Origin of the sequence: Streptomyces pyxinae (assembly GCF_024756275.1) — a bacterium.
Taxonomy (GTDB): domain Bacteria; phylum Actinomycetota; class Actinomycetes; order Streptomycetales; family Streptomycetaceae; genus Streptomyces; species Streptomyces pyxinae.
Genome location: NZ_JANUGQ010000033.1, coordinates 28,329 through 55,321, shown reverse-complemented (window position 1 = coordinate 55,321; position 26,993 = coordinate 28,329). Strand labels below are relative to the sequence as shown.

At 73.2% G+C, this 26,993-nt stretch carries 20 protein-coding genes and 2 pseudogenes; 14 read left to right on the top strand and 8 right to left on the bottom strand.

Translation table 11 applies throughout. From position 1 onward, the window contains the following. The first annotated feature begins 108 nt into the window (after nucleotides 1-108). The 3 genes from nth (at nucleotide 109) to NX801_RS27285 (ending at nucleotide 3,505) form a co-directional block, all read left to right on the top strand. Complete coding sequence (gene nth / locus NX801_RS27295; protein ID WP_428986248.1) at nucleotides 109-1,269, top strand: endonuclease III; 1,161 nt, start codon at nucleotides 109-111, stop codon at nucleotides 1,267-1,269. A 282-nt stretch (nucleotides 1,270-1,551) separates the two neighbouring features. Next, nucleotides 1,552-2,238 (top strand): NUDIX hydrolase, encoded by a 687-nt coding sequence (locus NX801_RS27290; RefSeq protein ID WP_428986249.1) that lies wholly within the window; start codon nucleotides 1,552-1,554, stop codon nucleotides 2,236-2,238. A gap of 67 nt (nucleotides 2,239-2,305) precedes the next feature. Further along, nucleotides 2,306-3,505, top strand: a complete 1,200-nt coding sequence (locus NX801_RS27285; protein ID WP_258790610.1) for a MarP family serine protease — start codon at nucleotides 2,306-2,308, stop codon at nucleotides 3,503-3,505. A 687-nt stretch (nucleotides 3,506-4,192) separates the two neighbouring features. Here the strand turns inward: NX801_RS27285 and NX801_RS27280 are convergent. From NX801_RS27280 to NX801_RS27260, 5 genes are all read right to left on the bottom strand, one after another. Next, a complete protein-coding gene (locus tag NX801_RS27280; protein ID WP_258790609.1) occupies nucleotides 4,193-5,158 on the bottom strand; it encodes an alpha/beta fold hydrolase in 966 nt (321 codons plus the stop codon). Further along, nucleotides 5,155-5,658 (bottom strand): phage holin family protein, encoded by a 504-nt coding sequence (locus tag NX801_RS27275; RefSeq protein WP_258790608.1) that lies wholly within the window; start codon nucleotides 5,656-5,658, stop codon nucleotides 5,155-5,157. The genes NX801_RS27280 and NX801_RS27275 overlap by 4 nt, the downstream gene beginning before the upstream one ends. A gap of 38 nt (nucleotides 5,659-5,696) precedes the next feature. Further along, nucleotides 5,697-7,250, bottom strand: a complete 1,554-nt coding sequence (nhaA, locus tag NX801_RS27270) for a Na+/H+ antiporter NhaA (RefSeq protein WP_258790607.1) — start codon at nucleotides 7,248-7,250, stop codon at nucleotides 5,697-5,699. Nucleotides 7,251-7,717: 467 nt separating this feature from the next. Then, the gene (acs, locus tag NX801_RS27265; RefSeq protein WP_258790606.1) at nucleotides 7,718-9,673 is read right to left on the bottom strand and encodes an acetate--CoA ligase; all 1,956 of its coding nucleotides are present in this window, start codon (nucleotides 9,671-9,673) and stop codon (nucleotides 7,718-7,720) included. Between the two features lie 92 nt (nucleotides 9,674-9,765). Continuing rightward, nucleotides 9,766-12,270, bottom strand: coding sequence for a bifunctional SulP family inorganic anion transporter/carbonic anhydrase (locus tag NX801_RS27260; RefSeq protein WP_258790605.1), 2,505 nt, complete (start codon nucleotides 12,268-12,270; stop codon nucleotides 9,766-9,768). Nucleotides 12,271-12,620: 350 nt separating this feature from the next. Here NX801_RS27260 and NX801_RS27255 point away from each other — a divergent pair, with 350 nt between their 5' ends. Further along, a complete protein-coding gene (locus NX801_RS27255; RefSeq protein ID WP_258790604.1) occupies nucleotides 12,621-14,072 on the top strand; it encodes a polysaccharide deacetylase family protein in 1,452 nt (483 codons plus the stop codon). Here the strand turns inward: NX801_RS27255 and NX801_RS27250 are convergent. Then, nucleotides 14,050-15,036: an ATP-binding protein gene (locus tag NX801_RS27250; RefSeq protein WP_258790603.1), complete on the bottom strand. Its 987-nt coding sequence runs from the start codon at nucleotides 15,034-15,036 to the stop codon at nucleotides 14,050-14,052. The genes NX801_RS27255 and NX801_RS27250 overlap by 23 nt on opposite strands. A gap of 103 nt (nucleotides 15,037-15,139) precedes the next feature. Between NX801_RS27250 and NX801_RS27245 the strand changes: the two genes are divergently transcribed. Continuing rightward, nucleotides 15,140-15,958 (top strand): Fic family protein, encoded by an 819-nt coding sequence (locus NX801_RS27245; protein ID WP_258790602.1) that lies wholly within the window; start codon nucleotides 15,140-15,142, stop codon nucleotides 15,956-15,958. A 602-nt stretch (nucleotides 15,959-16,560) separates the two neighbouring features. Here the strand turns inward: NX801_RS27245 and NX801_RS27240 are convergent. After that, nucleotides 16,561-17,391: an HAD family hydrolase gene (locus NX801_RS27240; RefSeq protein ID WP_258790601.1), complete on the bottom strand. Its 831-nt coding sequence runs from the start codon at nucleotides 17,389-17,391 to the stop codon at nucleotides 16,561-16,563. A gap of 588 nt (nucleotides 17,392-17,979) precedes the next feature. Between NX801_RS27240 and ssd the strand changes: the two are divergent. From ssd to NX801_RS30870, 7 genes and pseudogenes are all read left to right on the top strand, one after another. Next, a pseudogene (gene ssd, locus NX801_RS27235) lies at nucleotides 17,980-19,082 on the top strand (septum site-determining protein Ssd). Continuing rightward, nucleotides 19,079-20,227 carry a TadA family conjugal transfer-associated ATPase gene (locus tag NX801_RS27230; protein WP_258790600.1) on the top strand — a complete coding sequence of 383 codons (1,149 nt, stop codon included), beginning with the start codon at nucleotides 19,079-19,081 and terminating at the stop codon, nucleotides 20,225-20,227. Before ssd ends, NX801_RS27230 begins: the two are co-directional and overlap by 4 nt. 50 nt (nucleotides 20,228-20,277) lie before the next feature. Next, nucleotides 20,278-21,108, top strand: a complete 831-nt coding sequence (locus tag NX801_RS27225) for a type II secretion system F family protein (RefSeq protein WP_309505915.1) — start codon at nucleotides 20,278-20,280, stop codon at nucleotides 21,106-21,108. Then, nucleotides 21,105-21,875: a type II secretion system F family protein gene (locus tag NX801_RS27220; protein WP_258790598.1), complete on the top strand. Its 771-nt coding sequence runs from the start codon at nucleotides 21,105-21,107 to the stop codon at nucleotides 21,873-21,875. Before NX801_RS27225 ends, NX801_RS27220 begins: the two co-directional genes overlap by 4 nt. Before the next feature lie 136 nt (nucleotides 21,876-22,011). Then, nucleotides 22,012-22,275 carry a DUF4244 domain-containing protein gene (locus NX801_RS31075; protein WP_428986247.1) on the top strand — a complete coding sequence of 88 codons (264 nt, stop codon included), beginning with the start codon at nucleotides 22,012-22,014 and terminating at the stop codon, nucleotides 22,273-22,275. Next, complete coding sequence (locus NX801_RS27210) at nucleotides 22,262-22,672, top strand: TadE family type IV pilus minor pilin (protein ID WP_258790597.1); 411 nt, start codon at nucleotides 22,262-22,264, stop codon at nucleotides 22,670-22,672. Before NX801_RS31075 ends, NX801_RS27210 begins: the two co-directional genes overlap by 14 nt. Then, a pseudogene (locus NX801_RS30870) lies at nucleotides 22,564-23,004 on the top strand (Rv3654c family TadE-like protein); the annotation flags it as partial. The gene NX801_RS27210 and the pseudogene NX801_RS30870, both read left to right, overlap by 109 nt. A 170-nt stretch (nucleotides 23,005-23,174) precedes the next feature. On the opposite strand, the gene NX801_RS27200 reads toward NX801_RS30870, so the two are convergent. Further along, nucleotides 23,175-25,631: a DEAD/DEAH box helicase gene (locus NX801_RS27200; protein WP_258790596.1), complete on the bottom strand. Its 2,457-nt coding sequence runs from the start codon at nucleotides 25,629-25,631 to the stop codon at nucleotides 23,175-23,177. A 79-nt stretch (nucleotides 25,632-25,710) separates the two neighbouring features. Here NX801_RS27200 and NX801_RS27195 point away from each other — a divergent pair, with 79 nt between their 5' ends. After that, the gene (locus NX801_RS27195; protein ID WP_258790595.1) at nucleotides 25,711-26,064 is read left to right on the top strand and encodes an STAS domain-containing protein; all 354 of its coding nucleotides are present in this window, start codon (nucleotides 25,711-25,713) and stop codon (nucleotides 26,062-26,064) included. Nucleotides 26,065-26,383: 319 nt separating this feature from the next. After that, on the top strand, nucleotides 26,384-26,842 hold the full coding sequence (locus NX801_RS27190) for an ATP-binding protein (protein WP_258790594.1): 459 nt from the start codon (nucleotides 26,384-26,386) through the stop codon (nucleotides 26,840-26,842). The last annotated feature ends 151 nt before the right edge of the window (nucleotides 26,843-26,993 follow it).

Genomic DNA, 26,993 nt, shown 5'->3' with positions numbered 1-26,993 from the left:
GCCAAGGGGGCAAGCAGAGTGTCCGGGGAGAAGAGTTCCGCTGTGGGCGAACAAGGGTCGCCCGACTCCGATAAAGCGACAAATAGGTCTAAAGGTTCATCGTCCTCCATGGTGGGCAAACGGGCCGGGACGCCGTCGCCGGGCAAGGCGTCCGCCCCCGAGTCGTCGTCCGGAAGCGACACCGCCGCACCGGTGACCCGCGCCGGAAGGACGGCCCGCACCGGGGCGGACCACGCCGGGAGGACGAGCCCCGCAGGGAAGGCACCGGCCGCCGGATCCGCCACGCCGGGATCGGCGGCGCCCGGGCAGGCCCCCGCCAAGAAGAAGGCCCCCGCCAAGAAGGCTCCGGCCAAGAGGGCTCCTGCCAAGAAGGCGGCCGCGGGGAGGACCACGACCGCCCCCGAAGGCGCCGCTGCCAAGAAGGCGCCTGCCAGGCAGAAGCCATCCGCCGGGAAGGCCCCGGCCGCCGCGCGGACCCCGGCCGCCGGGAGGCCGCCGACCGGCGAGTCCCATCTGGCGATGGTCAGGCGCGCCCGCCGGATCAACCGGGAGCTGGCCGACGTGTATCCGTACGCGCACCCGGAGCTGGATTTCCGCAACCCCTTCGAGCTTCTGGTCGCGACCGTCCTCTCCGCCCAGACCACCGACCTGCGGGTGAACCAGACCACCCCCGCGCTGTTCGCGAAGTACCCGACGCCCGAGGACATGGCCGCCGCACCGCCCGAGGAGCTGGAGGAGCTCATCCGCCCGACGGGCTTCTTCCGGGCCAAGGCGAAGTCGCTGCTCGGGCTCTCGGCCGGTCTCCGGGACAACTTCGGCGGCCGGGTGCCGGACCGGCTGGAGGACCTGGTCACGCTCCCCGGCGTCGGCCGCAAGACGGCGAACGTGGTGCTGGGCAACGCCTACGGCGTACCGGGGATCACCGTCGACACCCACTTCGGCAGGCTCGTACGGCGCTGGCGGCTCACCGAGCGGGAGGAGCCGGAGAAGGTCGAGGCGGAGATCTGCGCCATCTTCCCCGAGTCCGAGTGGACGATGCTGTCGCACCGCACCATCTTCCACGGCCGCCGTATCTGCCACTCCCGCAAGCCCGCCTGCGGGGCGTGCCCGATCGACCACCTCTGCCCGTCGTACGGCGAGGGGGAGACCGACCCCGAGAAGGCGCGCAAGCTGCTGAAGTACGAGAAGGGTGGCTACCCCGGCCAGCGCCTCGCCCCGCCCCCGGACTACCCCGGCCGTCCGGCGGCGCCGTTGAACACGGCGGAATGAGCGACGTATGACCCTCCATGAGCCCCCGACTCGCCCCGCGGTCCCGACTCGCCCCGCGGTCCCGACTCGCCCCGCGGTCCCGACCCGCCCCGCGGTCCCGGCCCGTCCGGCCGGCCCGCCCACCCGCCGGTGCCGCCCCGACACCCTCACCGATTCCCGACGCTCCTTCATCCGCGAGCATCCCGGGTCACGGCCCGGGCCGTGGAACCGCTCACCGGCCGGACCGCGTGAGGAGAGTGGGCAGAGCGGGGGGTGGAGCCTGTGAACAGAACCGGGGAAGACGTGTACGGGGCCGGCGCCCCCGTGCCGGTACGGGTCTCGGCGGAGGGGCTGCCCGGCTGGCTGGACCCGGTCGCCCGGGCGGTGACCACCATCGCCCCCGAGCAGCTCAGCAGCTTTCTGCCGCCCAGTCGCGGCGGCCGCCAGTCCGCCGTGCTGATCCTGTTCGGCGAGGGGGACCGGGGGCCGGAGCTGCTGCTCATGGAGCGGGCCGGCAGCCTCCGGGCCCACGCCGGGCAGTTGTCCTTCCCCGGCGGGGCGCTGGACCCGGCGGACGGCGACCCGGAGGCGGACGGGCTGCTGCGCGCCGCGCTGCGGGAGGCCGAGGAGGAGACCGGGCTCGACCCCGCCGGCGTCCAGGTCTTCGGCGTACTGCCGCGCCTCTACATCCCGGTGAGCGGATTCGTCGTCACCCCGGTGCTCGGCTGGTGGCGTGCGCCGACTCCTGTCCACGCGGTGGACCCGGCCGAGACCGCCCGGGTCTTCACCGTCCCGGTGGCGGATCTCACCGACCCCGCCAACCGCGCGACGACCGTCAGCCCGAGCGGCCACCGGGGTCCGGCGTTCCTGGTCGAATCGTCCCTGGTCTGGGGTTTCACGGCCGGAGTCATCGACCGTCTGCTGCACTACGCGGGCTGGGAAGAGCCCTGGGACCGGACGAAGCGGGTCCCGCTCGACTGGCGGTCATGACAGGCTGACTGCTGCTGTGCTCCGGTCCGGCGGGGCGACCGGAGACGAATCTGCGAGGCTAATGACGGTGAACGTGCTGGACATTCTGCTGCTGCTCGCCGCCGTGTGGTTCGCGATCGTCGGCTACCGCCAAGGCTTCGTCGTCGGCATCCTCTCGGTGATCGGCTTTCTCGGCGGCGGCCTCGTCGCCGTCTATCTGCTGCCGCTCGTCTGGGGCCCGCTCACCGACAACGCCAAGGTCTCGACCACCGCCGCGATCGGCGCCGTCGCCGTCGTCATCGTCTGCGCCTCCGTGGGGCAGGCGTTCACCACCCACCTCGGCAACAAGCTGCGCCGTCACATCACCTGGTCGCCCGCCCGCGCCCTGGACGCCACCGGCGGTGCCCTGGTCAATGTGGTGGCGATGCTGCTGGTCGCCTGGCTGATCGGCCTGCTCCTGGCCGGTACGACCGTGCCGAAGATCGGCAGGGAGGTGCGCGACTCCAAGGTGCTGCTCGGGGTCTCCCGGGTGATGCCCGAGCCGAAGCCCACCTGGTTCTCGGACTTCCAGTCCGTCCTGGCGCAGAACGGCTTCCCCCAGGTCTTCAACCCGTTCGCCAACGAGCCCATCACCAATGTGCGCGCGCCCGACCCGGCCCTGGTCGACAGCCCGGTGGCCGCTCGGGCCCAGAAGTCCATCGTGAAGGTCGTCGGTACGGCACAGAGCTGCGGCAAGGTCCTGGAGGGCACCGGATTCGTCTTCTCCGACCGCCGGGTGATGACCAATGCCCATGTGGTCGGTGGTGTCGACGAACCGACCGTTCAGATAGGCGGGGAGGGACGGCTGTACGACGCCAGGGTCGTCCTCTACGACTGGCGCCGCGACATCGCCGTCCTGGACGTGCCCGATCTGGAGGCCACCCCGCTCCGGTTCACCGACAAGGACGCGAACTCCGGGGACGGGGCGATCGTCGCCGGCTTCCCGGAGAACGGCTCCTACGACGTCCGCTCGGCCCGGGTCCGCGGCCGGATCAACGCCAACGGGCCGGACATCTACCGCCGCGGCGAGGTGCGGCGCGATGTCTACTCGCTCTTCACGACCGTACGCCAGGGCAACTCCGGTGGCCCGCTGCTGACTCCGGAGGGGGAGGTGTCCGGTGTGATCTTCGCGAGGTCGCTGGACGACACCAACACCGGTTACGCGCTGACGGCCGACGAGATCCGCGACGACATCACCGAGGGCCTGGCCGCCACCCAGCAGGTGGACAGCCAGGGCTGCGCCATCTGACGCTCCCCGGCCTCCCGCCCGCGCCGCCCGCTGCTCCCGGAGCCGCTGGGCCCCGGCCGCTCCCCGGTCGGGGAGCGGCCGGGGTCGCACCCGTACACCTGCCGGGATACCCGGGGGACACGGCCGTACGCCCCGTCGGAGGCGCGGCCCGACGCCGGACGCCCCGTCAGGGCCAGGACACCGCACGCCCCGTGGGGCGCACCGGTCAATGGGGCAACAGGCACGCACCACCGAACAGACCACCCGCGCGCACCGGCGTACGCCCCCGGAGCGGCTCGTAGGGCGGGCGGCGCCGGAACGGGATGTGCGTCGTCGCACGGGTGTGGACCCGGTCGCTCGCCGGGCGTCGTGCGCGGTGGGTGCCGCGTGGGTCAGGTGCGCGTCTGACGCAGCCGGGCGGACACCCAGCGGGCGCGGCGGCGAAGGATGCGGGGAATGCCGAGGCGGGGATCGAGCCCCTGGCCCTGGGGGGTGTTCCTCGGGGGAATCGGCGCGGTGACCGAGCGGCGATTGCGTGCTGCGTCAGCGTAGTCGTGCGTCCAGCCCATACCCCGACGTGTGCCCGGTACTCATGGTCGGTAACCACCTGAGGCTTCGCCAATTGGCCTATGCGCCAGGCATTTGGCCACGCGTAGGACAAGCGTTCCCCACCGGTCACCGCCCCGTCTCCCCGCGCGCCCGGAGCCGTCAGCGGTCGGGCTCGGGGTCCTTCAGCCAGTTGACGAGTTCGGTCGAGAACGCGGCCGGGTCCTCCTCGTGCGGGAAGTGCCCCAGCCCGTCGAACAGCCGCCAGCGGTAGGGCGCTTCCACGTACTCGCCCGAGCCCGCCGCGCTGCGCGTCCGCATCACCGGGTCCATGGAGCCGTGCAGATGCAGCGTGGGCACCCGTACGGGCCGCTTCATGCGCCGGTTGAACTGGAAACCGTCCGGCCGGGCCAGCGAGCGGACCATCCACCGGTACGGCTCGATCGAGCAGTGCGCCGTCGAAGGGATGGCCATCGCCCGCCGGTACACCCCGAGCGCCCCCTCGTCGGGCAGCCGGGGCCCCGACCAGTCCTCGATCAGCCGGCCGACCAGCGCCGCGTCGTCCGCGACCAGCCGCCGCTCGGGGATCCAGGGCCGCTGGAACCCCCAGATGTACGACCCCGCCCGGGACTGCGCGAAGTCCGAGAGCATGGCCGAACGCCAGCGGCGCGGATGCGGCATCGCGGAGACGGCGAGCCGCCGCACCAGCTTCGGCCGCATCACGGCGGCCGTCCACGCCAGATAGCCGCCCAGGTCGTGACCGACCAGCGCGGCGTCCGGTTCGCCGAGCGAGCGCACCACGCCGGTGATGTCGAGCGCCAGGTTGGCGGGATCGTAGCCCCGGGGCGTACGGTCGCTGCCGCCCACTCCGCGCAGGTCCATCGCGACGGCCCGGAAGCCGGCGTCGGCGAGCGCGGTGAGCTGGTGCCGCCAGGTCCACCAGAACTGCGGGAAGCCGTGCAGAAGCAGCACCAGCGGCCCGTCGCCCAGCTCCGCGATGTGGAAGCGCGCTCCGTTGGCGGCCACGTCCCGGTGGGTCCAGGGACCGTCGATCCGTACCGGACCGCCCGTGCCCCCCGTACCGCTCTCGGGGAACTCGGGGACTTCGGGGAACTCAGGGACCGTCATGCGGTCGAGCGTCCCACAGCCCGGACCTCCTCCTTGACCGAACCGATGGCCGCACCGGCGGGCGACCCCGCGATCACGCCACGCGGATGCGGCTTGGCGTTGCCCAGCACGGCGGCCGTCTGCTTGGCCGAGGCGACCGTCTTCTGCGGGCCCTTGCCCTTCTTCGCCTTCTTGGCGAAGACGACGCCGATCAGCGCGAGCAAGCCGGCGACCAGGACGTTCGCGGCGAAGGAGAGCAGGAAGCAGACCGAGAGGTGCCAGCCGCTCCAGGCGTGGATGCCGTAGGCCAGCGCGAAGCTCAGCATCGGCAGCGAGAAGATCAGAACCGCTCCGGCGGCGCTGAACGCACCGCCGCTGACCCCGGCTTTCTTGACGTCCTGTCGCAGCTGGGCCTTGGCCAGCGCGATCTCGTCGTGCACCAGCGCGGACATCTCGGCGGTCGCCGAGGCGACCAGCTGGCCGAGGCTCTGCTCCGTACCGTTGCCGGCGGGGTCGCTCATCGTCGCTCCCTCATCTCTCCTACCAGTCCGACCTCAGATCATGCCGGACGGCCGCCGTCATCGCGCGACGCCCCCGCGACTTTGCTTCCGTCCGTGCCCTTCGCCGGCCGCCGCGGATCCTCGTGCGCGCCGGAAGCCGCGACCTCTCCGGCGCCGGTACGCCCCTCCGGGGACGCCGTGGCGGCCTCGGCCAGCCGGCGCTGTTCGGCGGCCTTCCGCTCGTAGATCGCGGCCATGCGCAGGTGATACGCCGGGTCACCCACCTCATAGACGTCCGGTACGCCGCTGAGGTCGTCGTCCCGCTCCTCCTCGGTGACCAGGGCCTGGTACCGGCGCACGCGCAGCTTCAGCAGTACGGCGGCGAAGACGGCGGCGATCAGCGAACCCGTCAGCACCGCGGCCTTGACCTCGTCGGTCAGGGCCGTGTCCCCCGCGAAGGCCAGCTCGCCGATGAGCAGGGAGACGGTGAACCCGATCCCGGCGAGCGCGGCCACGGCGAAGAGGTCCGCCCAGGCCAGGTCCTCGTTGAGCTCGGCCCGGGTGAAGCGGGCGGTGAGCCAGGTGCCGCCGAAGACCCCGACGGCCTTGCCGATCACCAGTCCCAGGACGACCCCGAGGGTCTCGGGGGAGGTGAAGACATCGGCCAGCGCCCCGCCGGAGACCGAGACCCCGGCCGAGAACAGCGCGAAGAGCGGCACGGCGAGCCCGGCCGACAGCGGCCGCACCAGGTGCTCGATGTGCTCGCCCGGCGAGTGCTCCTCCCCGTCGCGGCGGGTGCAACGGAGCATCAGCCCCATGGCCACCCCGGCGATCGTGGCGTGGACCCCGCTGTTGTACATCAGCGCCCAGATCACCAGCGCCAGCGGTACATGGACGTACCAGCCGCGCACTCCGGCGCGGAGCAGCACCCAGAAGAGGACCAGCCCGGCGAAGGCCCCGCCGAGCGCCGCGAAGTTCAGGTCGCCGGTGAAGAAGACGGCGATGATCAGGATCGCGAACAGGTCGTCCACGACGGCGAGGGTGAGCAGAAAGGCACGCAGGGCGGACGGCAGCGAGGTGCCGAGTACGGCGAGTACGGCGAGGGCGAACGCGATGTCGGTGGCGGTCGGCACCGCCCAGCCGGTGGTGGAGCCGCCGCCGAGGACATTGACCAGCAGATAGACCAGGGCGGGGGCGATCATGCCGCAGAGCGCCGCCATCACGGGCAGGGCGGCGGCCCGGGGGTCGCGCAGCTCACCGGCGACCAGCTCCCGCTTGAGCTCGATGCCGGCGACGAAGAAGAACACCGCGAGCAGGCCGTCCGCCGCCCAGTGCTGGACCGACAGGTTCAGGCCGAGCGCGGCGGGGCCGAGAGGGAAGTCGCGGACGGTCTCGTACGCCCCGGCCAGCGGGGTGTTGGCCCAGATCAAGGCGGCGACGGCGGCGACGAGCAGCAGCACTCCGCCCACGGTCTCCGCGCGCAGCGCGTCCAGTACGTAGGTCCGCTCGGGCAAGGGAAGCCGGGCGAGGACCTTGCGGGCCAGCGGGGGACGCGACGACTGCGGGGGCTTGGGGGCGGCCACGGGGCGGACCTCCGGTCGGTGGGCGGGCATGGCGGACTACCTGCCGACCAGACTTCCCGGCGCACCCTGAACCGACGATCTGAACACACGATCGCTTCTTGACGAGATCTTCACTGTACCCGGCGAGCCCCGTGACCCGCCCGGCCACGACCGTCCCGCCCGGACCGCCCTGGCCGCCCGCCCCTCCGGAGCCGTCCACCGCCGCTGCCCCGACCGCCCCGACCGCCCGCGCCTCCTCCGGAGCCGTCCACCGAGGCCACCCGGCCCCCCGTTTCCGGAGCCTCCGGCACGCGCCCGCCGCTACGGGCACCCGGACCACGGCACACCCCCGCCCGCCTGGGTCTCCGGCACACTTCGCGCGGGCCGCCCGGGCCCCGGCCGGCAGCGGGGGCCCGGGCCCGGTACGTCCCCGGGCAGGGCCCGGCCCCGGTCTCCCGCGACGGCGGTCGGGGTGCCGGGGCCGGTGCCGTTCCGCCGGGTGCGGAAGCAGTACCCGGTCAGTCCTCGCTGGAGGCGGACGGCAGCTTGGACTGGATGAGGTCCATGACGGAGGAGTCGGTCAGCGTGGTGACATCACCCAGCTGCCGGTTCTCCGCCACGTCCCGCAGCAGCCGGCGCATGATCTTGCCCGACCGGGTCTTGGGCAGCTCCGCCACCGGCAGCACCCGCTTCGGCTTGGCGATCGGCCCGAGTGCGGTGCCCACGTGGTTGCGCAGCTCGTCCACCAGCCCGGCGTCCTCGCTGGCGGTGCCGCGCAGGATGACGAAGGCCACGATGGCCTGGCCGGTGGTCTCGTCCGCCGCGCCGACGACCGCCGCCTCGGCGACCTTGGGGTGGCTGACCAGCGCCGATTCCACCTCGGTGGTGGAGATGTTGTGGCCGGAGACCAGCATGACGTCGTCCACCCGGCCGAGCAGCCAGATGTCTCCGTCCTCGTCCTTCTTGGCGCCGTCCCCGGCGAAGTACCGGTCCGGGAACCGCGACCAGTAGGTGTCGAGGAACCGCTGGTCGTCGCCCCAGATGGTGCGGAGCATGGACGGCCACGGCTCGGTGAGCACCAGATAGCCACCCCTGCCGTCGGGCACCTCGTTGCCCTCGTCGTCCACCACGGTCGCGGCGATGCCGGGCAGCGCGCGCTGGGCCGAGCCGGGCTTGGTCTCGGTGACGCCCGGCAGCGGCGAGATCATCATGGCGCCGGTCTCGGTCTGCCACCAGGTGTCCACGACCGGCGTCTTCCCGGCCCCGATGTTCTCCCGGTACCAGATCCATGCCTCCGGGTTGATCGGCTCACCCACCGAGCCGAGCACCCGCAGCGACGACAGGTCGAACTTGGCGGGGATGTCGTCGCCCCACTTCATGAATGTCCGGATGGCGGTGGGCGCCGTGTAGAGGATGGTGACGCCGTACTTCTGGACGATCTCCCAGAAGCGTCCCTGGTGCGGGGTGTCGGGGGTGCCCTCGTAGATGACCTGGGTGGCGCCGTTGGCCAGCGGCCCGTAGACGATGTACGAGTGTCCCGTCACCCAGCCGATGTCGGCGGTGCACCAGTAGACGTCGGTCTCCGGCTTGAGGTCGAAGACGGCGTGGTGGGTGTAGGCCGCCTGGGTGAGGTAGCCGCCCGAGGTGTGCAGAATGCCCTTCGGCTTTCCGGTGGTGCCGGAGGTGTAGAGGATGAAGAGCGGGTGCTCCGCGTCGAAGGGCTCGGGGGTGTGCTCGGCGGACTGACGGCCGACGATCTCGTGCCACCAGACGTCGCGGCCCTCGGTGACGGCGGTGTCCTGACCGGTACGGCGCACGACCAGGACGTGCTCGACCTGCGGGCACTTGGCGACCGCCTCGTCGATGGCCGGCTTGAGGGCGGAGGGCTTGCCCCGGCGGTAGCCGCCGTCGGCGGTGATGACCAGCTTGGCGTCGGCGTCCTGGATGCGCGAGGCGACGGCGTCGGCCGAGAACCCGCCGAAGACCACCGAGTGGGCGGCGCCGACCCGGGCGCAGGCCAGCATGGCGATGGCCGCCTCGGGAATCATCGGCAGATAGACGGCGACCCGGTCGCCCTTGCGCACCCCCAGCTCGGTCAGCGCGTTGGCCGCCCGGGAGACCTTGTCCTTCAGCTCGGCGTAGGTGAGCGCCCGGCTGTCGCCGGGCTCGCCCTCGAAGTGGATGGCGACCCGGTCGCCGTGCCCCGCCTCGACATGACGGTCCACGCAGTTGTACGCCACGTTCAGCCGGCCGTCGGCGAACCACTTGGCGAACGGCGGGTTCGACCAGTCCAGGGTCTCGGTCGGCTCGGTCTCCCAGCTCAGCCTGCGGGCCTGCTCGGCCCAGAAGCCGAGCCGGTCGGCCCGGGCCCGCTCGTACGCGTCCGCCGTCACATTGGCGTGCGCCGCCAGCTCGGCGGGCGGTGCGAAGCGCCGCTCCTCCTTGAGGAGGTTGGCCAGGCTCTCGTTGCTCACGACTTCTCCCATTCCCAGGGGCGTCCGATGTGTCCCAGGCCATAGCTCATCAGCCGAACGCGCCCAGTGACAAGGGGATCCGGTTGATTGGTTTAGACCTGTTGACGCTCCTTCGGCTCCGGGCGGGGCGGCGCGGCGGCGGAAACCCGGTCGAAGACGGCCGTGCCGCCGGCCGTGCGGGTCAGCAGATAGGTCTGGGCCTCACCCACGTGGAAGTACATGCCGTGCAGCTCCAGCTCAGCCGCGTCGAGGCGGCGGGACACGGCCTCGTGTGCCCGCAGATGCTCCAACTGCTGGACGACATTGCTCAGACAGAGCCGCTCCACCGCATCGGCCGGCTCCCGCCCCGCGATACGGACCCCGCCTGCGGGTCCCTCCCCGGGTCGTGCGCCCGCCCGCTCCAGGCTCGGCAGCCCGTGCCGCAGCCAGCGCCCGAGCGGAGTCCGGGGTGCCTTCTCACCGCCGGCGGGGCCGCCACCGGTGTCGTCCCCGGCGTCCTCCGCCCGGCCCCCGCCCCCGCCCCCGTTGATCTCCCCGCCGTCTCCGCCGTCTTCGCCGGTCCTGTCGTCCCCGCCGGTCCTGTCGTCGCCGTCGAGCAGGGCCTGCATCGCGCCGCAGCCGGAGTGCCCGCAGACGGTGATGGACCGCACCCGGAGGACGTCGACCGCGTACTCGATGGCGGCGGCCACCGAGTCGTCCCCGGTCTCCTCGCCCGGGGCCGGAACCAGATTGCCCACGTTCCGTACGGTGAAGAGGTCGCCCGGTCCGCTCGATGTGATCATGCTGGTCACCAGGCGGGAGTCGGCGCAGGTGAGAAAGAGCTGGGAGGGGCTCTGACCCTCCCGGGCGAGCCGTGACAGCTCCTCGCGCACCAGCGGGGCCGTATGGCGCTGGAAGGAACTCAGCCCGCTCGCCAGCTGATGCCCGGTCGGGTGCTGGAACCCGGGCGCCCGCCGGTCGCCGCAGTGGTGATTGCGCCAGGGGGTCCAGGGCCGGCAGCACCCATGGGCCCCGGAGGCCGTCGTGGCGATCCGTCTTCCGGACCGCCCGGTCAGCTCGACCCGGCCCCCGCCCGCCAGATGGGCGGACCGCCAGTCCCGCAGGGCTTCGTAGGCGGCGTGGTCCATGAACGATCCGTCCAGCTCGACCACCGTGTCGGCCCCCGGGGGAACCTGGTGGAGGGCCCGGCTGAGCCGGGGCACGGCGAGGAAGGTCAACTGGCCCCGTACGGTGACGTACTCACGCCCGCCGGCCGACCGGCGCATGATCCGGGTGCGGGCCACCCGGCGCAGGGCCAGGGCGGTGGCGACCACGATGCCCAGCCCCACCCCCTCCAGCACCCCGCCCACCATGACACCGGCGACCGTGATGGCGTAGACCGGTGCCTCCCGGTGCCGGGTGACGCTGCGCATATGGGTGATGCTGACCATCTGCACCCCGACGACCATCACCAGCGCGGCGAGTGCGGCCAGCGGGATCAGATCCAGGACGGGGACCAGGAGCAGAGCGGCCAGGACGACCCAGAGGCCGTGCAGCATCGTGGAGTTCCGGCTCACCGCGCCCGCCGACACATTGGCGACACTGCGCACCGCGACCCCGGCGACCGGCAATCCGCCGAGGGCCCCCGAGACGAGGTTGGCCGCGCCCTGGCCGGCCAGTTCCCGGTCGAGATCGGCGCGCGGCACCCGCACTCTCGGCTCCTCCCGGGCGGCGGTGAGTTTGTCGACGGCCACGGCGGAGAGCAGCGACTGGACGCTGGTCACCAGAGTGATGGTCAGGACGCCCGCCAGGATCCCGAGCACCGGCCCCTCGGGCAGGCCGGGCAGGGCATGGTTGCTCCACGAGGGCAGATGGACCCGGGGGACGCCGAGTCCGGCCGCGACGGCCAGGGCGGTCGCCGCCGCCACCGCCACCAGTGGGGCGGGGGTCTTGCGGAGCACCCGGCCGGTCCGGCCGGGGAGACGCGGCCATGCCAGCAGAACCGCCACGGTGAGCGCGCTGACCGACAGGGCCGCCGGGTGCGGACGGGCCATCTGCCCGGGCAGGCCCAGCAGGTTGTCGACGACGGAACTCTGCGGGGTACCGCCGAGGACGATGTGGAGCTGGGCGAGCGCGATGGTGACGCCGATACCGGCGATCATGCCGTGGACGATCGCGGGGGAGACCGCCAGGGCGGACCGGGCCACGCGCAGGGTGGAAAGGCAGATCTGGGTGAGCCCGGCGAGCACGGTGATGGCGCAGGTCACTCGCCAGCCGTAGGTCTGGATGAGGTCGGCCGTGACAACGGTCAGCCCGGCCGCGGGCCCGCTGACCTGGAGCGGTGTGCCGCCGAGACGGCCGGCGACCAGCCCGCCGGCGGCGGCCGCCACCAGCCCGGCCTGGAGCGGCGCCCCGGTGGCGAGCGCGATGCCCAGGGAGAGCGGGAGGGCGATGAGGAAGACGGAGACAGAGGCGGAGAGATCGGCTCCGTCCAGCCGGAGGCGCCCGCCCGGTGGGGGGCCGTGGGGCTGCTGAGTGCGCGGGGCGTGGGCGTCGTCGGGGACGCGTCCGGGGTGCTGCGGCTGGGCCGGAGCGGCCCAGGCGGTCGGGCGAGTCATGGTCTCGGTCTCCTCCGGGGGCGTGGTCGCGGTGCGTGCGGAGCGGGCGAAGGCGAGTGCGAGGGCCGTACATGCGGGGTGGGCCGTCGGGCGGCGGGCCCCGGAGGACGGGCGAATGGGCGGTGCGGAGCGACGTTCCGACGCTGAGCAGAAGTGCCAACTCTGAGTAAATGAATCGTAATGCACGGTAAAGGCTGCGACATTCTTTTCGAGGCAAATGGCGCAAGTGTTCACTCGGAGCGGTGATTAATAGTTCTAGTTCGGCTTGTCATATTTTCTTCTGATCGGTTCGGTGCGAACTTGGGCGGCGCTCTCAGCAGGCCCGTGACAGAAGAGAAGGGTGGGCGGAAATGGCCGCCACGAGACAGAGTGCCGCCACACGAAGAATCACCGTCGGCGCGGCCGCGGTGGCGCTGGCAGCCGGACTGGCCGGATGCGCCGGCCCGGGCGCCGATTCCTCCGAGGGTGCCCCCGGCCCCAAGAAGGCGGCGGCTCCCAGGAGTCCGGTCCGCCTCATCGGTGACGGGTCGACCTCCTTCACCGGCGTCCAGCCGGGGCTCAGAAAGCCCGAGCGTCTGAAGCCCGGCCAGAAGCCCCCGCAATTCGTCGTGTTCTCCTGGGACGGCGCGGGTGAGGACAGCCAGAAGCTCTTCTCCCACTTCCGCACGGTGGCCAAGAAACACGGCGCGACGATGACCTACTTCCTCAGTGGGGTCTACCTCCTGCCGGAGAACAAGTCCACGCTCTACGAGGCACCCGGCCACGCGCCCGGCCGCTCCGACATCGGCTTCAACGACACCGAGGGCATCCGCGCCACCGTCCGGGAACTGCGCGGCGCCTGGCTGGAGGGCAATGAGGTCGGCACCCATTTCAACGGCCACTTCTGTGGACCGGAGAGCGGTGTCGGCACCTGGTCCGTCGCGGACTGGAAGAGCGAGATCAACCAGGCCAAGACATTCGTCAAGCAGTGGCGGACCAACTCCGGTCTGACCGGTGAGAAGCCCCTGCCGTTCGACTACGACAAGGAACTCATCGGCGCCCGCACCCCCTGCCTGGAGGGCCGGGACAACTTCGTGCGCGCGGCGAGCGAACTGGGCTGGCGCTATGACACGAGTGGGGTGAACGACCAGGTCTGGCCGCAGAAGAAGCAAGGTCTGTGGGACCTGTCCATGCAGATGGTCCCGGTGCCCGGACGCGCCTTCGAGACCCTCTCGATGGACTACAACTTCATGGTCAACCAGTCCGGGACGACGACCAAGGGCGACCCGTCGATGCACAAGTTCTGGGGCGACCAGATGCGGGACGGGCTGGTCCAGGCCTTCGACCGGGCGTACCAGGGGAATCGCGCACCCCTGATCATCGGGAACCACTTCGAGTCCTGGAACGGTGGCACCTATATGCGCGCCATCGAGGAGACCATCGCCACCGTCTGCGGCAAGCCGGACGTGCGCTGTGTCTCCTTCCGCCAGCTCGCCGACTGGCTGGACGTCCAGGACCAGGAGACGCTGGCGAAGTTGCGGACCCTGAAGGTGGGGGAGACTCCGACGTCCGGCTGGCCAACCTTCCTCGCCGCCCGGCCGACGACCCCGGGCAGCGCCGCCCCGAAGAGCCCGAAGGCCCCGGCCTCGCCCACCGCCTCCCGCGCCACCACCGCTTCCGCGCCGCACGGTGCGGTGTCATCGGCCCGTGTCGTCCCGGCGGAGCACCCCGCGCGGCGTCCCGCCCGTATGGCCCAGTCGGTCGAGGCGGCCGGGGGAGTGCCGGCCGCCTCACCCGCCGTCAGGCCGGTTGCACGGTACTGACGTTCTCGCTCAGCACGAAGGCGGGGTCGATCTGCGCGGCCAGATCGGCGCCCGTCTTCGCGTTGCCCCAGCTCTCCGCGTTCCTCAGATGGAAGTGCACCATCTGCCGGGTGTACCGCTCCCAGTCGCGCCGCGCGTAGCAGGCGTCCGCCGCCTCCCGGAGTGCCTCCAGCGCCGCCCGGTTCGCCGGCTCCAGCTGGCCGAACGGTGACGGGCGCCCCTTCTCCATCGCCCGGACCCAGTCCGAGTGGCCGACCGTCACCAGCAGGTCGTCTCCGACCTCTTCGCGCAGGAACGCGACGTCCTCCGCCCCCTGCACCTTGTTGCCGACGACGCGCAGAGCCACGCCGAAGTCCCGGGCGTACTCCTTGTACTGGCGGTAGACGGAGACGCCCTTGCGGGTCGGCTCGGCCACGAGAAAGGTCATGTCGAAGCGGGTGAACATTCCGGAGGCGAAGGAGTCGGAGCCCGCGGTCATGTCGACCACCACGTACTCGTCGGGGCCGTCCACCAGGTGGTTGAGGCAGAGCTCGACGGCGCCGACCTTGGAGTGGTAGCAGGCCACGCCGAGGTCGGACTCGTTGAACGGCCCGGTCGCCATCAGCCTGACGGCGCCGCCGTCCAGTGGCACCGTCCGGGCGCACGCCGCGTAGACGGGGTTGTCCTCGCGCACCCGCAGCAGCCGGGACCCAAGACCGGGCGGAGTTGTCTTGATCATGGTCTCGGCCGAGGCGATCCGGGGATTGGTGCCTCGCAGATAGTCCTTGATCAGTGGGAGTCGCGCGCCCATCGCGGGCAGCGCGGCGGCCTCCTCCTCGTCCAGACCGAGCGCCGCGCCGAGGTGCTGGTTGATGTCGGCGTCCACCGCGACGACGGGCGCCTCGTGGGCGGCCAGCTGACGGATGAAGAGCGAGGACAGCGTCGTCTTGCCGCTGCCGCCCTTCCCTACGAAAGCGATCTTCATGTTCAACTAGGGTAGTGGTTTCGTTGCCCGGTGTCGTCGATGCCTATGAAGAACACCACTTTCGTGGGGGTGCGGGTGAGGCGGACGCGTAGCCTCCTGGGTTATGAGTACGAACGCCGCTGATCCGCTGGTCGCGCTCGGTGCGCTGCCCGGAGTGCCCGATGCCGTGGAATCCGTGCGCAAGGCAGTCGACCGGGTGTACGGGCACCGTGTGATGCGGCGCCGCAGCCATGAGATCACCGCGGAGGCCGCGCTGCGCGGGGCCAGGGGCTCGGCGGCGCTCTCCGGCGCCGACTGGGTGCTGGAGGAGGTGCGCAGGCGGACCGACTTCGGTGGTGACGACGCGGCGCGGACGGTCGGCGCGGCCCTCCGGCTGAATGCGGAGGCCGGTCAACTCCTTTCCATCTGGCGGCAGTCGCCGCTGCGGGTGCTGGCCCGGCTTCATCTGGTGGCGGCCCCCGGCACCGGGGACTCGGTGGGCCGGCCCCGGCGGGAGGGGGAGGCCGTGGACGAACCCCTGATCGAGGCGCCGCTGCCGGGCGTGGCCGAGATGTCGGGGCGGCTTGAGGGGCTCTCCGAGCTGATCGTCGCGGGTGGTTCGGCGCCCGCGCTGGTGACGGCCGCGGTCGTGCACGGCGAACTGCTGGCGCTGCGGCCGTTCACCTCCGGCAGCGGGCTGGTGGCGCGGGCGGCCGAGCGGATCGTGCTGGTCGGCAGCGGCCTGGACCCCAAGGCGATCTGTCCGGCCGAGGTGGGTCACGCCGAGCAGGGCCGGGCGGCGTATGTCGCCGCGTTCGAGGGCTATCTGTCGGGGACTCCGGAAGGTGTGGGTGCCTGGATCGCGCACTGCGGTCGCGCGGTCGAACTCGGTGTGCGGGAGTCCACCGCGGTGTGCGAGGCGCTTCAGCGGGGCGCCGCGTAGCCGGACTCCGCCGACGGCGCACCGCATTCCGGCCGGTTCGGTCGGGGTTGCCCCGGGAAACCGCGATCACGACGCGCATCGCACATGGGTGCCGCCCGGCCGGACGGGCCCCAGCCGTGAATTCCCCGGGAGAAGGCGGAAGAACGGGTTGCGGCGGTACCGATTGCCGGTACCGCCGCTGGCACGGCCGCCGAGTTACCATGCGTCCTCGTGAAGTGCCCATCAGGCGGGGACTTTGCCCGACGCCTGGTGCGGCTGGCCCGTAATCGACGGGTCGACGTCGCGTGGGTGCTCAGCTTTCGTGCTCGGTCCGTGGGGCCTTCATGCTCAACAGGTGATCCTCTCGGACGTCCTTGGTCTCGCGGGCCGTTAATTCCTTTGTACTCCCGTACGTCGGGATACGAAAGCCCTGGCCGCACTTCTTTACTTTCCCGGCAAAGGGGGTCGAAGTCCCCGCAGGCGACGCCCTCCGGTCCGTCCGGTTCGTCCGGCCCGTCGGTCCGGAGCAGGCCCGAGCTTCGACGGCCCGGGCCGACGGACGGTCGCGGTGGGGGCGGGTTCCGGCCTCGCCGGCGCCCGTGGAGACCCGGCTGCCGAAAGGATCAGGCCGGCCGGCGCCGCTTGCTCGTGTACCAGACCAGCCCGGCGGTGGCGGCCGCCGCGCCCACCGCTGCCGCGGCCATCAGCGCCGGCCGCGGCGGCATCCGGAAGCCGGGCAGGCGCTGCTTCAGCCGGACCGGGCGGTTGAATACCAGGACCGGCCAGTCGCGGGCGACCGCCTCGCGCCGCAGCGCCCGATCCGGGTTGACCGCGCAGGGGTTGCCCACCGACTCCAGCATCGGCAGGTCGGTGGCCGAGTCGCTGTACGCGTAACAGCGCGCCAGGTCGTACCCCTCGGAGGCGGCGAGCTCCCTGATCGCGTCCGCCTTGGTGGGGCCGTACGCGTAATACTCCACCTCGCCCGTGTAGCAGCCGTCCTCTCCCACCACCATGCGCGTGGCCACCACACGGTCGGCACCGAGCAGCTCGCCGATCGGTTCCACCACCTCGGCCCCGGAGGTGGAGACGATCACCACGTCCCGGCCGGCGGCGTGGTGCTCCTCGATGAGGGAGGCCGCCTCGTCGTAGATGATCGGATCGATCAGCTCGTGCAGTGTCTCGGCGACCAGCTCCTTGACCTGCTGCACGTTCCAGCCCCGGCAGAGCGCCGACAGATAGGCGCGCATCCGCTCCATCTGCTCGTGGTCGGCCCCGCCCACGAGGAAGACGAACTGGATGTAGGCGGTGCGCAGGACGGCGCGGCGGTTGATCAGTCCGCCTTGGTAGAAGGACTTGCTGAAGGTCAGGGCGGACGACTTCGCAATGACCGTCTTGTCCAGATCGAAGAAGGCTGCGGTGCGCGGCAAGGAGTGGTTTTCCACGGACCTGAGCATAGGTGCCCGCCATTCGGCGTACGCTCAGGCGTGTGGGTTTGCCTGAGAGGGCTCTCGGGTACACCATGGAAGTCACGGATCGTTCGCGACCGTGCTAAGCCGGTCCGGCTCCTCCCCCCCGAGTCGGCCGGCAAGGACGACCCCCGCTCTCCCCCCCGGCGGGGGTCGTCGCATGTCCGGACGCCTTTTCGCCCGTGATCCGGCGCTGCGTGTCTCTCATGCCGCCCTCCTTCGCCTCGTTGCCCGGCCGCTCGGCCATGCCCTGCTTCGTCACTCAGAGTATCGATCGGGCTCCGCTGTGGAAGTCGCTGGTCCGGGTGAACGAGTTATTCACAAGCGCGGCGTTGTCCACAGTTTTTCACCAAGATCCACTTCATTTCCGAATCTCCCGCACGGTGATTCCGGCTGCCACTCGGCGCCCGGCGGGAATCACCGGTCTCCGCCGGTCCGGGACGGCCGCAACGCCGCCCGGCCAGGCGCGGCGGAGATCTTCCGGGGACGCCCTGAGCACCCTCGTGGCCCGCACGGCCAGGGCGGTGCGCAGCGGCCGCTCCCCGGCAGGAAGTACGCGAGAGAGGAGTGACGGCGATGGCTCGATCCATCACCGACGACCGCCGGCCGGCGGAGGACGACCGGCGGGCGGGACCGCTGATCATCACGGCGGACGGAGATCTGCTCGACGATCTGCTGCGATTGTGCGCCGCGGCCGGGGCCCAGCCCGCGGTGCACCACACACTGCCGGAGCAACGGGCGGAGTGGGACACCGCGCCCCTCGTCCTGGTCGGCGACGACGCTGCCGCGTCCTGCCGGGGAGCGGCACGCCGGCGCGGTGTCCTGCTGGTGGCCGGAGACGAGATCGAACCGGGTGCCTGGCGCCGGGCGGTGGAGATCGGCGCCGACTGGGTTCTGCGACTCCCCGACGCCGAGAGCTGGCTGGTCGACCGGATCGCGGACGCGGCCGAGGGCGCGGGCCGGCCCGCGCTGACGGTCGGTGTGATCGGCGGCCGGGGCGGCGCGGGCGCCTCCACCCTGGCCTGCGCGCTCGCGGTCGGCGCCGCCCGCGCCGGCAGGCGTGCGGTGCTCGTCGACGGCGACCCGCTCGGCGGCGGCCTCGACGTCCTGCTCGGCGGCGAGGGCGCGGACGGCCTGCGGTGGCCTGACTTCGCGACGTCCAAGGGGCGGGTCGCCGGCCGGGCGCTGGAGGAATCGCTGCCCTCGCTGCACGGACTGCGCTTTCTGAGCTGGGACCGGGGAGATGCGGTGACGATCCCGCCGGAGGCGATGCGGTCGGTCCTCGCGGCCGCCCGCAGGGGCGGTGGGGCGGTCGTCGTGGATCTGCCGCGACGACTGGACGAGGGCACCGCCGAGGCGCTGGCCCAGATCGACCTCGGTCTGCTGGTCGTGCCCGGGGAACTGCGAGCGGTGGCCGGTGCCCGGCGGGTGGCGGCACTGATGGGCACGATCCTCCGGGACGTCCGCGTGGTGGTACGGGGACCGTACGCACCCCCATCGACGAGCGCTGGGTGGCGGACGTGCTGGGGCTGCCGCTCGCCGGTGAGCTGCCACTGGATCCGGCGCTCGCCGCCGCTCTCGACACCGGTGCCCCGCCGGGGGCCGGCGCCCGGGATCCGCTGGGCCGGTTCTGCGGGGAGTTCTGGGAGCGGGCGCTGGCCGGGGAGCGTGCGTCATGACCACCGGGCTGCTGGAAGCCGTACGGCAGCGGCTGGCGGTGAGCGGCACCGAGCCCACCCCCGCCGGGGTGGCTGCCGCGCTGCGGGCCCAGGGGCGGCTGCTGGGGGACGCCGAAGTGCTGGGCGCGGCCAGGGAACTGCGCTGTGAACTCGTCGGCACCGGACCGCTGGAACCACTGCTCGCCGAACCGGCGGTCACCGATGTGCTGGTGTCCGCGCCGGACCGGGTGTGGGTGGACCGGGGTACCGGACTGGAGCTGTCGGACGTCGTGTTCCCGGACGCGGCCGCGGTGCGCAGACTGGCGCAGCGACTGGCCGCGGTGGCGGGGCGCCGGCTGGACGACGCCCGGCCCTGGGTGGACGCCCGGCTCCCCGACGGCACCCGGATGCACGCGGTACTGCCCCCGGTGGCTGTCGGCTCCACCTTTCTCTCCCTGCGGGTGGTGCGGCCGCGCGCCTTCTCGCTCACCGAACTCACCGCGGCGGGGACGGTGCCGCCGGGCGGCGCCCGGCTGCTCGGAGCCCTGGTGGCGGCCCGGGTGTCGTACCTCGTGAGCGGCGGTACCGGGTCGGGCAAGACGACGTTGCTCTCCACCCTGCTGGGCCTGGTGGACGAGCGCGAGCGGATCGTCCTGGCGGAGGACTCCGCGGAGCTGCGCCCCGACCATCCCCATGTGGTGCGGCTGGAGGCCCGGCCGGCCAACCAGGAGGGCGCCGGCCTGGTGACGCTGCGGGACCTGGTCCGCCAGGCGCTGCGGATGCGGCCCGACCGGCTGGTCGTGGGCGAGTGCCGGGGCGAGGAGGTGGCCGATCTGCTGGCCGCGCTCAACACCGGGCACGAGGGCGGCTGCGGGACGGTGCACGCCAATACGGCTGCCGCCGTCCCGGCCCGGCTGGAGGCGCTCGGGACGGCCGCCGGACTCGACCGGGCCGCGCTGCACAGCCAGTTGGCCGCCGGCCTCTCGGTCGTGGTCCATCTGGTGCGGGACCCCGGCGGGCGCCGCCGTGTCGCGGAGGTGCATGTGCTCGAACGGGGCCCGGACGGTCTGGTGAGGACCCTCCCCGCGCTGCGCTGGGCGCCCGACGGCTTCCGGTACGAGCGGGGCTGGGAGCGGCTGCGGCGACTGATCGGAAGTGCCCCGTGAGAAGGATGCTTTCCGGTGTTCCCGGGCCGGGCGGTCCGGCGGTGGGCCTGATGTCCTCCGGACGGAAGCGGATGGCACGACGGGCCCGGCTGCTGTGGCCGGCGGACGGCGCGGACCGGGCCGGGCCGGTGGGGCCGTGGCCGCCCGGGGCGGAGCCGCCACTCCTCCGGTGGTGGCGGGGCCGGGGCCCCTGGATCCGTGAGCGGCGCGAGTGGCTCTGCCTGCCGGCCGGTGCCGCCCTGGCGCTGCCCGGCCGGTCGGTACTGCCCCTGATGGCGGCGTGCGTCGCGGTACCGCTGGTGGCACGGCGGCTGCGGGCCGGGGAGCGGAGACGGGCCGGGGAGCGCCGGGAGGAGGCCGTGATCGGTCTCTGCGGGGCGGTCGCGGGCGAGCTCCGGGCCGGTTCCCAGCCCGCTCGGGCTCTGCTGGTGGCGGCCCGGGGCTCGGCTGCCCTGGGTGGCGAGGAGGCCGCGGTGCTGGCCGCGGCCCGGTTCGGTGGGGATGTGCCGGCCGCGCTGCGGTCGTCAGCGCGGGAGGAGGGGGCGGCGGGACTCGCCGGGATGGCGGCTTGCTGGCAGGTCGCCGTGGACGGGGGAGCCGGGCTCGCCGCGGGCCTCGACCGGCTGGAGGCCGCGCTGCGGGAACTGCGGGATCAGCGGGAGCGATTGCGGGCGCAGCTGGCGGGCGCCTGGTCGACCGTCGTACTGCTCGCCCTGCTGCCGCTGGTCGCCCTGGTGATGGGGTGGGCGCTGGGCGCGGACCCGCTGCGGGTGCTGCTGCACACACCGGCGGGCCTGGGCTGTCTGGTGGTCGGAGGGCTGCTGGAGGCGGCCGGGCTGTGGTGGGCCGGCCGGATCGTGCGGGCGGGTGAGGAGCCATGACCGGTGGATCGGCGAGCCCGGTCGCCCTGGTGCTCACCGTCTCGGCGGGTTGGCTGTGGGCGGCCCGGTCGGTGTCGGACCGCCGGGCCGGGCACCGGGTGCGCCACCGGGGTGGTGCCCTGCTGGGCCGGCCCGCCCGACGCGGAGCCGGCCGACGGCCGGCCGTCGGGGCGATGGCCCGGGCCCGCGGTTGGGCGGCTCCGCTGGGGGCCGCGATCACGGTGGCGGCGGTGGTCGGCGGTGCATCCGGTGGCCTGTTGGGCGCCGTGGCGGCCTGGGGCGTGCGCGGTTGGCTGCGGCGGTCGCCTCCGGCCCCCGACGAGACGGCCCAGGACGCGGAACGCCGGCTTCCGCTGGCGGCGGATCTGCTGGCGGCGTGCCTCTCGGCCGGGGCCGGCCCCCAGCAGGCGGCCGACGCGGTCGGACGCTCCCTGGGCGGGCCGCTGGGCGACCGGCTGGCCCGGGCCGCGGCCGAGCTGCGACTCGGCGGCGAACCGACCGAGGCATGGGCCCGTCTGGGCGCCCTGCCGGGTGCCGGGCCGCTGGCCCGCTGCCTGGAGCGGGCGGATGCCTCGGGCGCCCCGGCCGCCGATGGCGTCGCCCGGCTGGCCACCGGGCTCCGGGCCGAGCGGGGCCGCCGGGGCGCCGCCCGGGCACAGCGGGCCCAGGTGCTGATGACGGCGCCGGTGGGGCTGTGCTTCCTGCCCGCCTTTCTGGCCGTCGGCGTGGCTCCGGTGGTCGTCGGACTGGCGAGCGGGCTGTTGTGAGCGGTGGTAGCGGGGCCGGACCTCCGGGGGCGCCCGGCCACCTCGCGGGTGGCCCGGACCCACCGGAGCCCGAAGCCCAGGACGCGCGCTTGACCCCCGCGCCCGCGTGGCGCGGGAGAAAGGAGAACGACAACCGATGGAGGTCACCATGGAGAACGAGAAGCGGGCCGGGGCGATTCAGGGAGCCGATGTGCGCTTCCGGTACCGGCGGATCCGGGCGTGGCTCGGGGCCCGGATGCGTCCCTCCGGCCAGGACACCGGCATGACCACAGCCGAATACGCCATGGGCACCATCGCGGCCTGCGCCTTCGCCGCCGTGCTCTACCGGATCGTCACCAGCGACACGGTCTCCAGCGGTTTGCAGTCGCTGATCGGCAAGGCACTCAATGCCCAGTTCTGACCGGTCCGGCCGACCGGGCGGGGCCTCCCGGGCACGGCCGGGCCGGAGGCCGCGCGACCAGGGCGCGGTCACCGCCGAGGCCGCGGTCACGGTGCCCGCCCTGCTGGTGCTCACCATGGCGCTGGTCTGGGCACTCACGGCCGCCGCCGCGCAGATCCGGTGCGTGGACGCGGCACGGGCCGGGGCGCGCGCGGCGGCCCGCTCGGAGCCGGCCGCGGCCGCCGCGGCCGCCGCCCGGGCGGCCGCCCCGGACGGCGCCCGGGTGGCGGTGGAGCGCGCCGGTGACCTGTGGCGGGTCCGGGTGGAGGCGCCGACCCCGGGGCCGGGTTCGCTGGCCCTGACCCTCCACGCGGAGGCGGCGGCGCTCGCCGAGGAGACGGTCGGAGTCACCCCGTGAGCGGCCGCGACCGGGGCTCCGCGACCGTATGGGTGGCCATGGCGGCGACGGTCCTGGGCACCGTGTTCGCGGCCGTCCTCGCCCTGGGCCAGGCGGTGGCCGCACGGCACCGGGCGGCCGGCGCCGCCGACCTCGCGGCGCTCGCGGCGGCCGACCGGGCGCTGTGGGGCGCCGGCCACGCCTGCCGGGCCGCCGCCCGGGTCGCCCGGGCCCAGGGCGCGGAGCTGACGGGCTGCGGTCTGCGCGGCGAGACCGCCGAGGTCACCGTCCGCTCGCGCTTCGGGCCCTACACGCCCGAGAGCAGGTCGCGCGCGGGCCCGGCAGCGGGGAGCGGCCCGGCGGGCCCGGTTGCGGGGACTGGTCTTGTCGATCCGGCGGGCCCGGCCTCGGGTACGGGGCCTCGGGCCGGCTCGGCGGCGGCCGGCCCGGCGGTGACGGGCGCGGCCGTGGCGGGTTCGACCCCGGGTACCGGGCCGCCGCCCGGCCCGTGGGCGAGCGTCCGTCAGGGCGTGGGCGGTGCGCCCCGGAGCAGTTCGGTGAGCAGGCGCACCGCTCCCCGCTTGTGCAGCGGGTCATTGCCGTTGCCGCACTTGGGCGACTGCACACAGGACGGGCAGCCGGCCACGCACTCGCAGGAGGCGATGGCGTCCCGGGTGGCGGTGAGCCAGTCCCGTGCGGTGCGGAAGGCGCGCTCCGCGAATCCGGCGCCCCCGGGATGGCCGTCGTACACGAAGACCGTGGGCAGCAGGGTGTCGGGGTGCAGTGGTACGGACACACCTCCGATGTCCCAGCGGTCGCAGGTGGCGAAGAGCGGCAGCAGACCGATGGAGGCGTGCTCGGCGGCGTGCAGGGCGCCGCCCAGCTGTTCCGGATTCACCCGGGCCGCGTCCAGCTGGTCCTCGGTGACCGTCCACCACACGGCACGGGTGCGGAGTATGCGTGGCGGCAGGTCCAGCTTGGTCTCACCGAGCACCTCGCCCGTGATGAGACGGCGGCGCAGGAAGGAGACCACCTGGTTGGTGACCTCGACGGAGCCGTAGCAGAGCCGTCCCCGGCCCCAGGGGACCTCGGCGTCGGTCTCCAGTACCGCGATGGCGGTGGTGTCGCGGGCGGTCGTCGAGTACGGCGGGTTCGCCTCCTCCACCAGCGCCACCGAGTCCTTCAGGTCCAGCCGGCGCACCAGATACGTGCGGCCCTGGTGCAGATGGACGGCGCCCTCGTGGACGGCGCCGTGGGAGGCGGGTTCGTCCACGGTGCCGAGCAGCCGGCCGGTGCCCTCCTCGACGATCCGCACCGGGCTGCCGCCCGCGCCCCGGATGTCCGCGAGGTCGGCGGCACGTTCCCGGCGCGTCCAGTACCAGCCGGAGGCCCGCCGGCGCAGCAGTCCGGCCGCCTCCAGCTGGGGCAGCAGCCCCGGCGCGGCCGGTCCGAAGAGCGGCAGGTCGTCCTCGGTGAGCGGCTGCTCCGCGGCGGCGGCGCACAGATGGGGCGCGAGCACATACGGGTTGTCCGGGTCCAGCACGGTGGACTCCACGGGCTGCCGGAAGAGCGCCTCCGGGTGATGGACCAGGAAGGTGTCCAGCGGGTCGTCCCGGGCCACGAGCACGGCGAGCGCCCCCTGCCCGGAGCGGCCGGCCCGGCCCGCCTGCTGCCAGAGCGAGGCCCGGGTGCCCGGATAGCCGGCGATGACCACGGCGTCCAGTCCGGACACGTCGATGCCCAGCTCCAGGGCGGTGGTCGCGGCCAGCCCGAGCAGTTCCCCGGAGTGCAGGGCGCGCTCCAGGGCGCGGCGCTCCTCCGGCAGATAGCCGCCCCGGTAGGCGGCGACCCGGCGGGCCAGGGAGCGGTCCACCTCGGCCAGCCGCTCCTGGGCGATGACGGAAATGAGCTCGGCGCCGCGCCGGGAGCGTACGAAGGCCACGGAGCGGACGCCCTGGACGGTCAGATCGGTGAGGAGGTCGGCGGTCTCCGCGGTGGCGGTGCGGCGCACCGGGGCACCGCGCTCGCCCTCCAGTGCGGTGAGCGGCGGCTCCCAGAGGGCGAAGACCAGCTCGCCCCGGGGCGAGGCGTCGTCCGCGACCTCGGTCACCGGAAGCCCGGTCAGCCGTCCGGCGGCGTCGGCCGGCCGGGCGGCGGTGGCGGAGGCGAGGAGGAAGACCGGCTCGGAGCCGTACCGGGCGCAGAGTCGGCGCAGCCGGCGCAGTACCTGGGCGACGTGCGAGCCGAAGACCCCGCGGTAGGTGTGGCACTCGTCGACGACCACGAAGCGCAGCGCCCGCAGAAAGGCGGACCAGCGCGGATGGGAGGGGAGTATGCCCCGGTGGAGCATGTCGGGGTTGGTCAGGACGTAGTTGGCGTACTGGCGGACCCACTCCCGCTCCTCCACGGGGGTGTCGCCGTCGTACACGGCGGGGCGGATCCGGTTTCCCAGCGGCGCGGCCAGGGACCGCACCGCCCGCCGCTGATCGGCCGCGAGCGCCTTGGTGGGAGCGAGGTACAGGGCGGTCGCGCCCCGGCCGTTGGCCGCCTCGGACCCGTCGAGCAGGGTGGACAGCACCGGCAGCAGATAGGCCAGCGACTTGCCCGAGGCGGTTCCGGTGGCGATGACCACCGACTCGCCGTCCAGGGCATGGTCGGCGGCGGCCGCCTGGTGCTCCCACGGATGGTCGATGCCGCAGTCGCGCAGGGCCTTGATCACTTCAGGTCGGATACGCGCGGGCCAGAGGGCATGCCTGCCCTCCCTCGGGGGCAGGTGCTCCGTATGAGTGATGCGCGCAGCCCGGTTCGCTCCTGCGGCGAGCCGGTCGAGGACGGCACCGGGGGAGGGGCGGCTTTCCCCGTTCCCGGGCGGTCGACTGGGGCGGTGATTCATGGCCATCGGCACCGAGTGTGTCACTGGCGTGACGGACAATGCTCCCAAGGCGTCGTGCATGGCTGCTGGTAAGTGATTGAATGCCATCGCGGCTGGCGATCCGTCCCCTGGCTCCGTCGGGGAGACCCGAGGGGCGACCGCTCGATAGCAAGGTGCTGGAGGATCCGTGGACCTGTCCCTGTCGACTCGCAATGTGACCGGCCCTGGCGGCGACCGTACGGTCGTCGAGGTCGGTGGCGAGATTGATGTGTATACCGCGCCCAAGCTGCGCGAGCAGTTGGTCGAGTTGGTGAACGACGGCAGTTATCACCTGGTCGTCGACATGGAGGGCGTGGACTTCCTCGACTCGACCGGCCTCGGCGTGCTCGTGGGCGGCCTCAAGCGCGTCCGCGCGCACGAGGGCTCGCTGCGCCTGGTCTGCAACCAGGAGCGCATTCTGAAGATCTTCCGGATCACCGGTCTGACCAAGGTGTTCCCAATCCACACCACGGTGGAAGAGGCCATCGAGGCCACCGACTGAGGCGGTACGTCCGGCCCCGGGCGGCCGGGCGCCGGGCCCGGCGCCCGCCGTGTGCTCCATGGCCCTGCTGTTCGGGGCGGCCCCGGCCGTCCCGGACGGTGCGGGCCCGGTCGTCGGACCGTCCGTGCGCGGACCGGACCGTACGTCCGCGCCACCGGACCGGTGCCGTGCCGGGACGCGGGTGTGGCACCGCTCCCGGAGGTGACCCGTATCGCCGCCGGGCGGTGTTCCGGGGCTCGCCGGGAGCACCGGGAGCAGGGGCACCGGGCAGTCGGCCCGGTCCCGTGGCACACAGGCTCGTACGTCCGAGGGGGACAGCATGGCCACCGTCGAACTCCGCTTCAGCGCCCAGCCCGAGCACGTCAGGACGGCCCGTCTGGTGGCCGCCGCCGTGGCGCGCCGGGCCGGCGTGGACGAGGCGGTGCTGGACGAGGTCAGGCTGGCCGTGGGCGAGGCGTGTTCCCGTGCGGTCGGACTCCACCGCAGCAACGACGTGACCTCACCGGTGCGGGTGGTGCTGACCGAGGAGGAGAAGACCTTCTCCATCGAGGTCGGCGACGAGGTGCCGGGCGCCGGCGTCGCCGCGGCGGATGCCGCCGGGGTGCCGGGCAGCCGGGACGCGGCACCGGCGGAGCAGTTCGACGACGCCGAGGGCGAGGACGAGATGGGCCTCGCCGTGATCAGTGGTCTCGTGGACGACATGGAGGTCTCCGCCGGCGAGCGGGGCGGGGTCATCCGGATGAGCTGGCCCACCACTTCTCCGACGACCCTTCTCTGACCCTCTGACCCTCTGACCCTCTGACCTACCGACCCGCTGACCGCTGACCCCGGAGAAGCCGACGGCCCCGAGGGTGAGTGGGGTGCTGGGGATCCGCAGGGGCAGGGAAGGCGGGAGGACCCTCCGAGGGGCTTCTCCGTGCCCGGGCCCG

Excerpts from the sequence above, each read along its gene's own strand:
- NX801_RS27220 (WP_258790598.1), top strand. The coding sequence starts at position 21,105 with ATGACCGGTGGATCGGCGAGCCCGGTCGCCCTGGTGCTCACCGTCTCG.
- NX801_RS27275 (WP_258790608.1), bottom strand. The coding sequence starts at position 5,658 with ATGAGCGACCCCGCCGGCAACGGTACGGAGCAGAGCCTCGGCCAGCTG.
- NX801_RS27245 (WP_258790602.1), top strand. The coding sequence starts at position 15,140 with ATGAGTACGAACGCCGCTGATCCGCTGGTCGCGCTCGGTGCGCTGCCC.
- NX801_RS27230 (WP_258790600.1), top strand. The coding sequence starts at position 19,079 with ATGACCACCGGGCTGCTGGAAGCCGTACGGCAGCGGCTGGCGGTGAGC.
- NX801_RS27200 (WP_258790596.1), bottom strand. The coding sequence starts at position 25,631 with ATGGCATTCAATCACTTACCAGCAGCCATGCACGACGCCTTGGGAGCA.
- NX801_RS27250 (WP_258790603.1), bottom strand. The coding sequence starts at position 15,036 with ATGAAGATCGCTTTCGTAGGGAAGGGCGGCAGCGGCAAGACGACGCTG.
- nth (WP_428986248.1), top strand. The coding sequence starts at position 109 with ATGGTGGGCAAACGGGCCGGGACGCCGTCGCCGGGCAAGGCGTCCGCC.
- NX801_RS27280 (WP_258790609.1), bottom strand. The coding sequence starts at position 5,158 with ATGACGGTCCCTGAGTTCCCCGAAGTCCCCGAGTTCCCCGAGAGCGGT.
- NX801_RS27225 (WP_309505915.1), top strand. The coding sequence starts at position 20,278 with ATGTCCTCCGGACGGAAGCGGATGGCACGACGGGCCCGGCTGCTGTGG.
- NX801_RS31075 (WP_428986247.1), top strand. The coding sequence starts at position 22,012 with ATGGAGGTCACCATGGAGAACGAGAAGCGGGCCGGGGCGATTCAGGGA.
- NX801_RS27240 (WP_258790601.1), bottom strand. The coding sequence starts at position 17,391 with ATGCTCAGGTCCGTGGAAAACCACTCCTTGCCGCGCACCGCAGCCTTC.
- nhaA (WP_258790607.1), bottom strand. The coding sequence starts at position 7,250 with ATGCCCGCCCACCGACCGGAGGTCCGCCCCGTGGCCGCCCCCAAGCCC.
- NX801_RS27255 (WP_258790604.1), top strand. The coding sequence starts at position 12,621 with ATGGCCGCCACGAGACAGAGTGCCGCCACACGAAGAATCACCGTCGGC.
- NX801_RS27210 (WP_258790597.1), top strand. The coding sequence starts at position 22,262 with ATGCCCAGTTCTGACCGGTCCGGCCGACCGGGCGGGGCCTCCCGGGCA.
- NX801_RS27190 (WP_258790594.1), top strand. The coding sequence starts at position 26,384 with ATGGCCACCGTCGAACTCCGCTTCAGCGCCCAGCCCGAGCACGTCAGG.
- NX801_RS27260 (WP_258790605.1), bottom strand. The coding sequence starts at position 12,270 with ATGACTCGCCCGACCGCCTGGGCCGCTCCGGCCCAGCCGCAGCACCCC.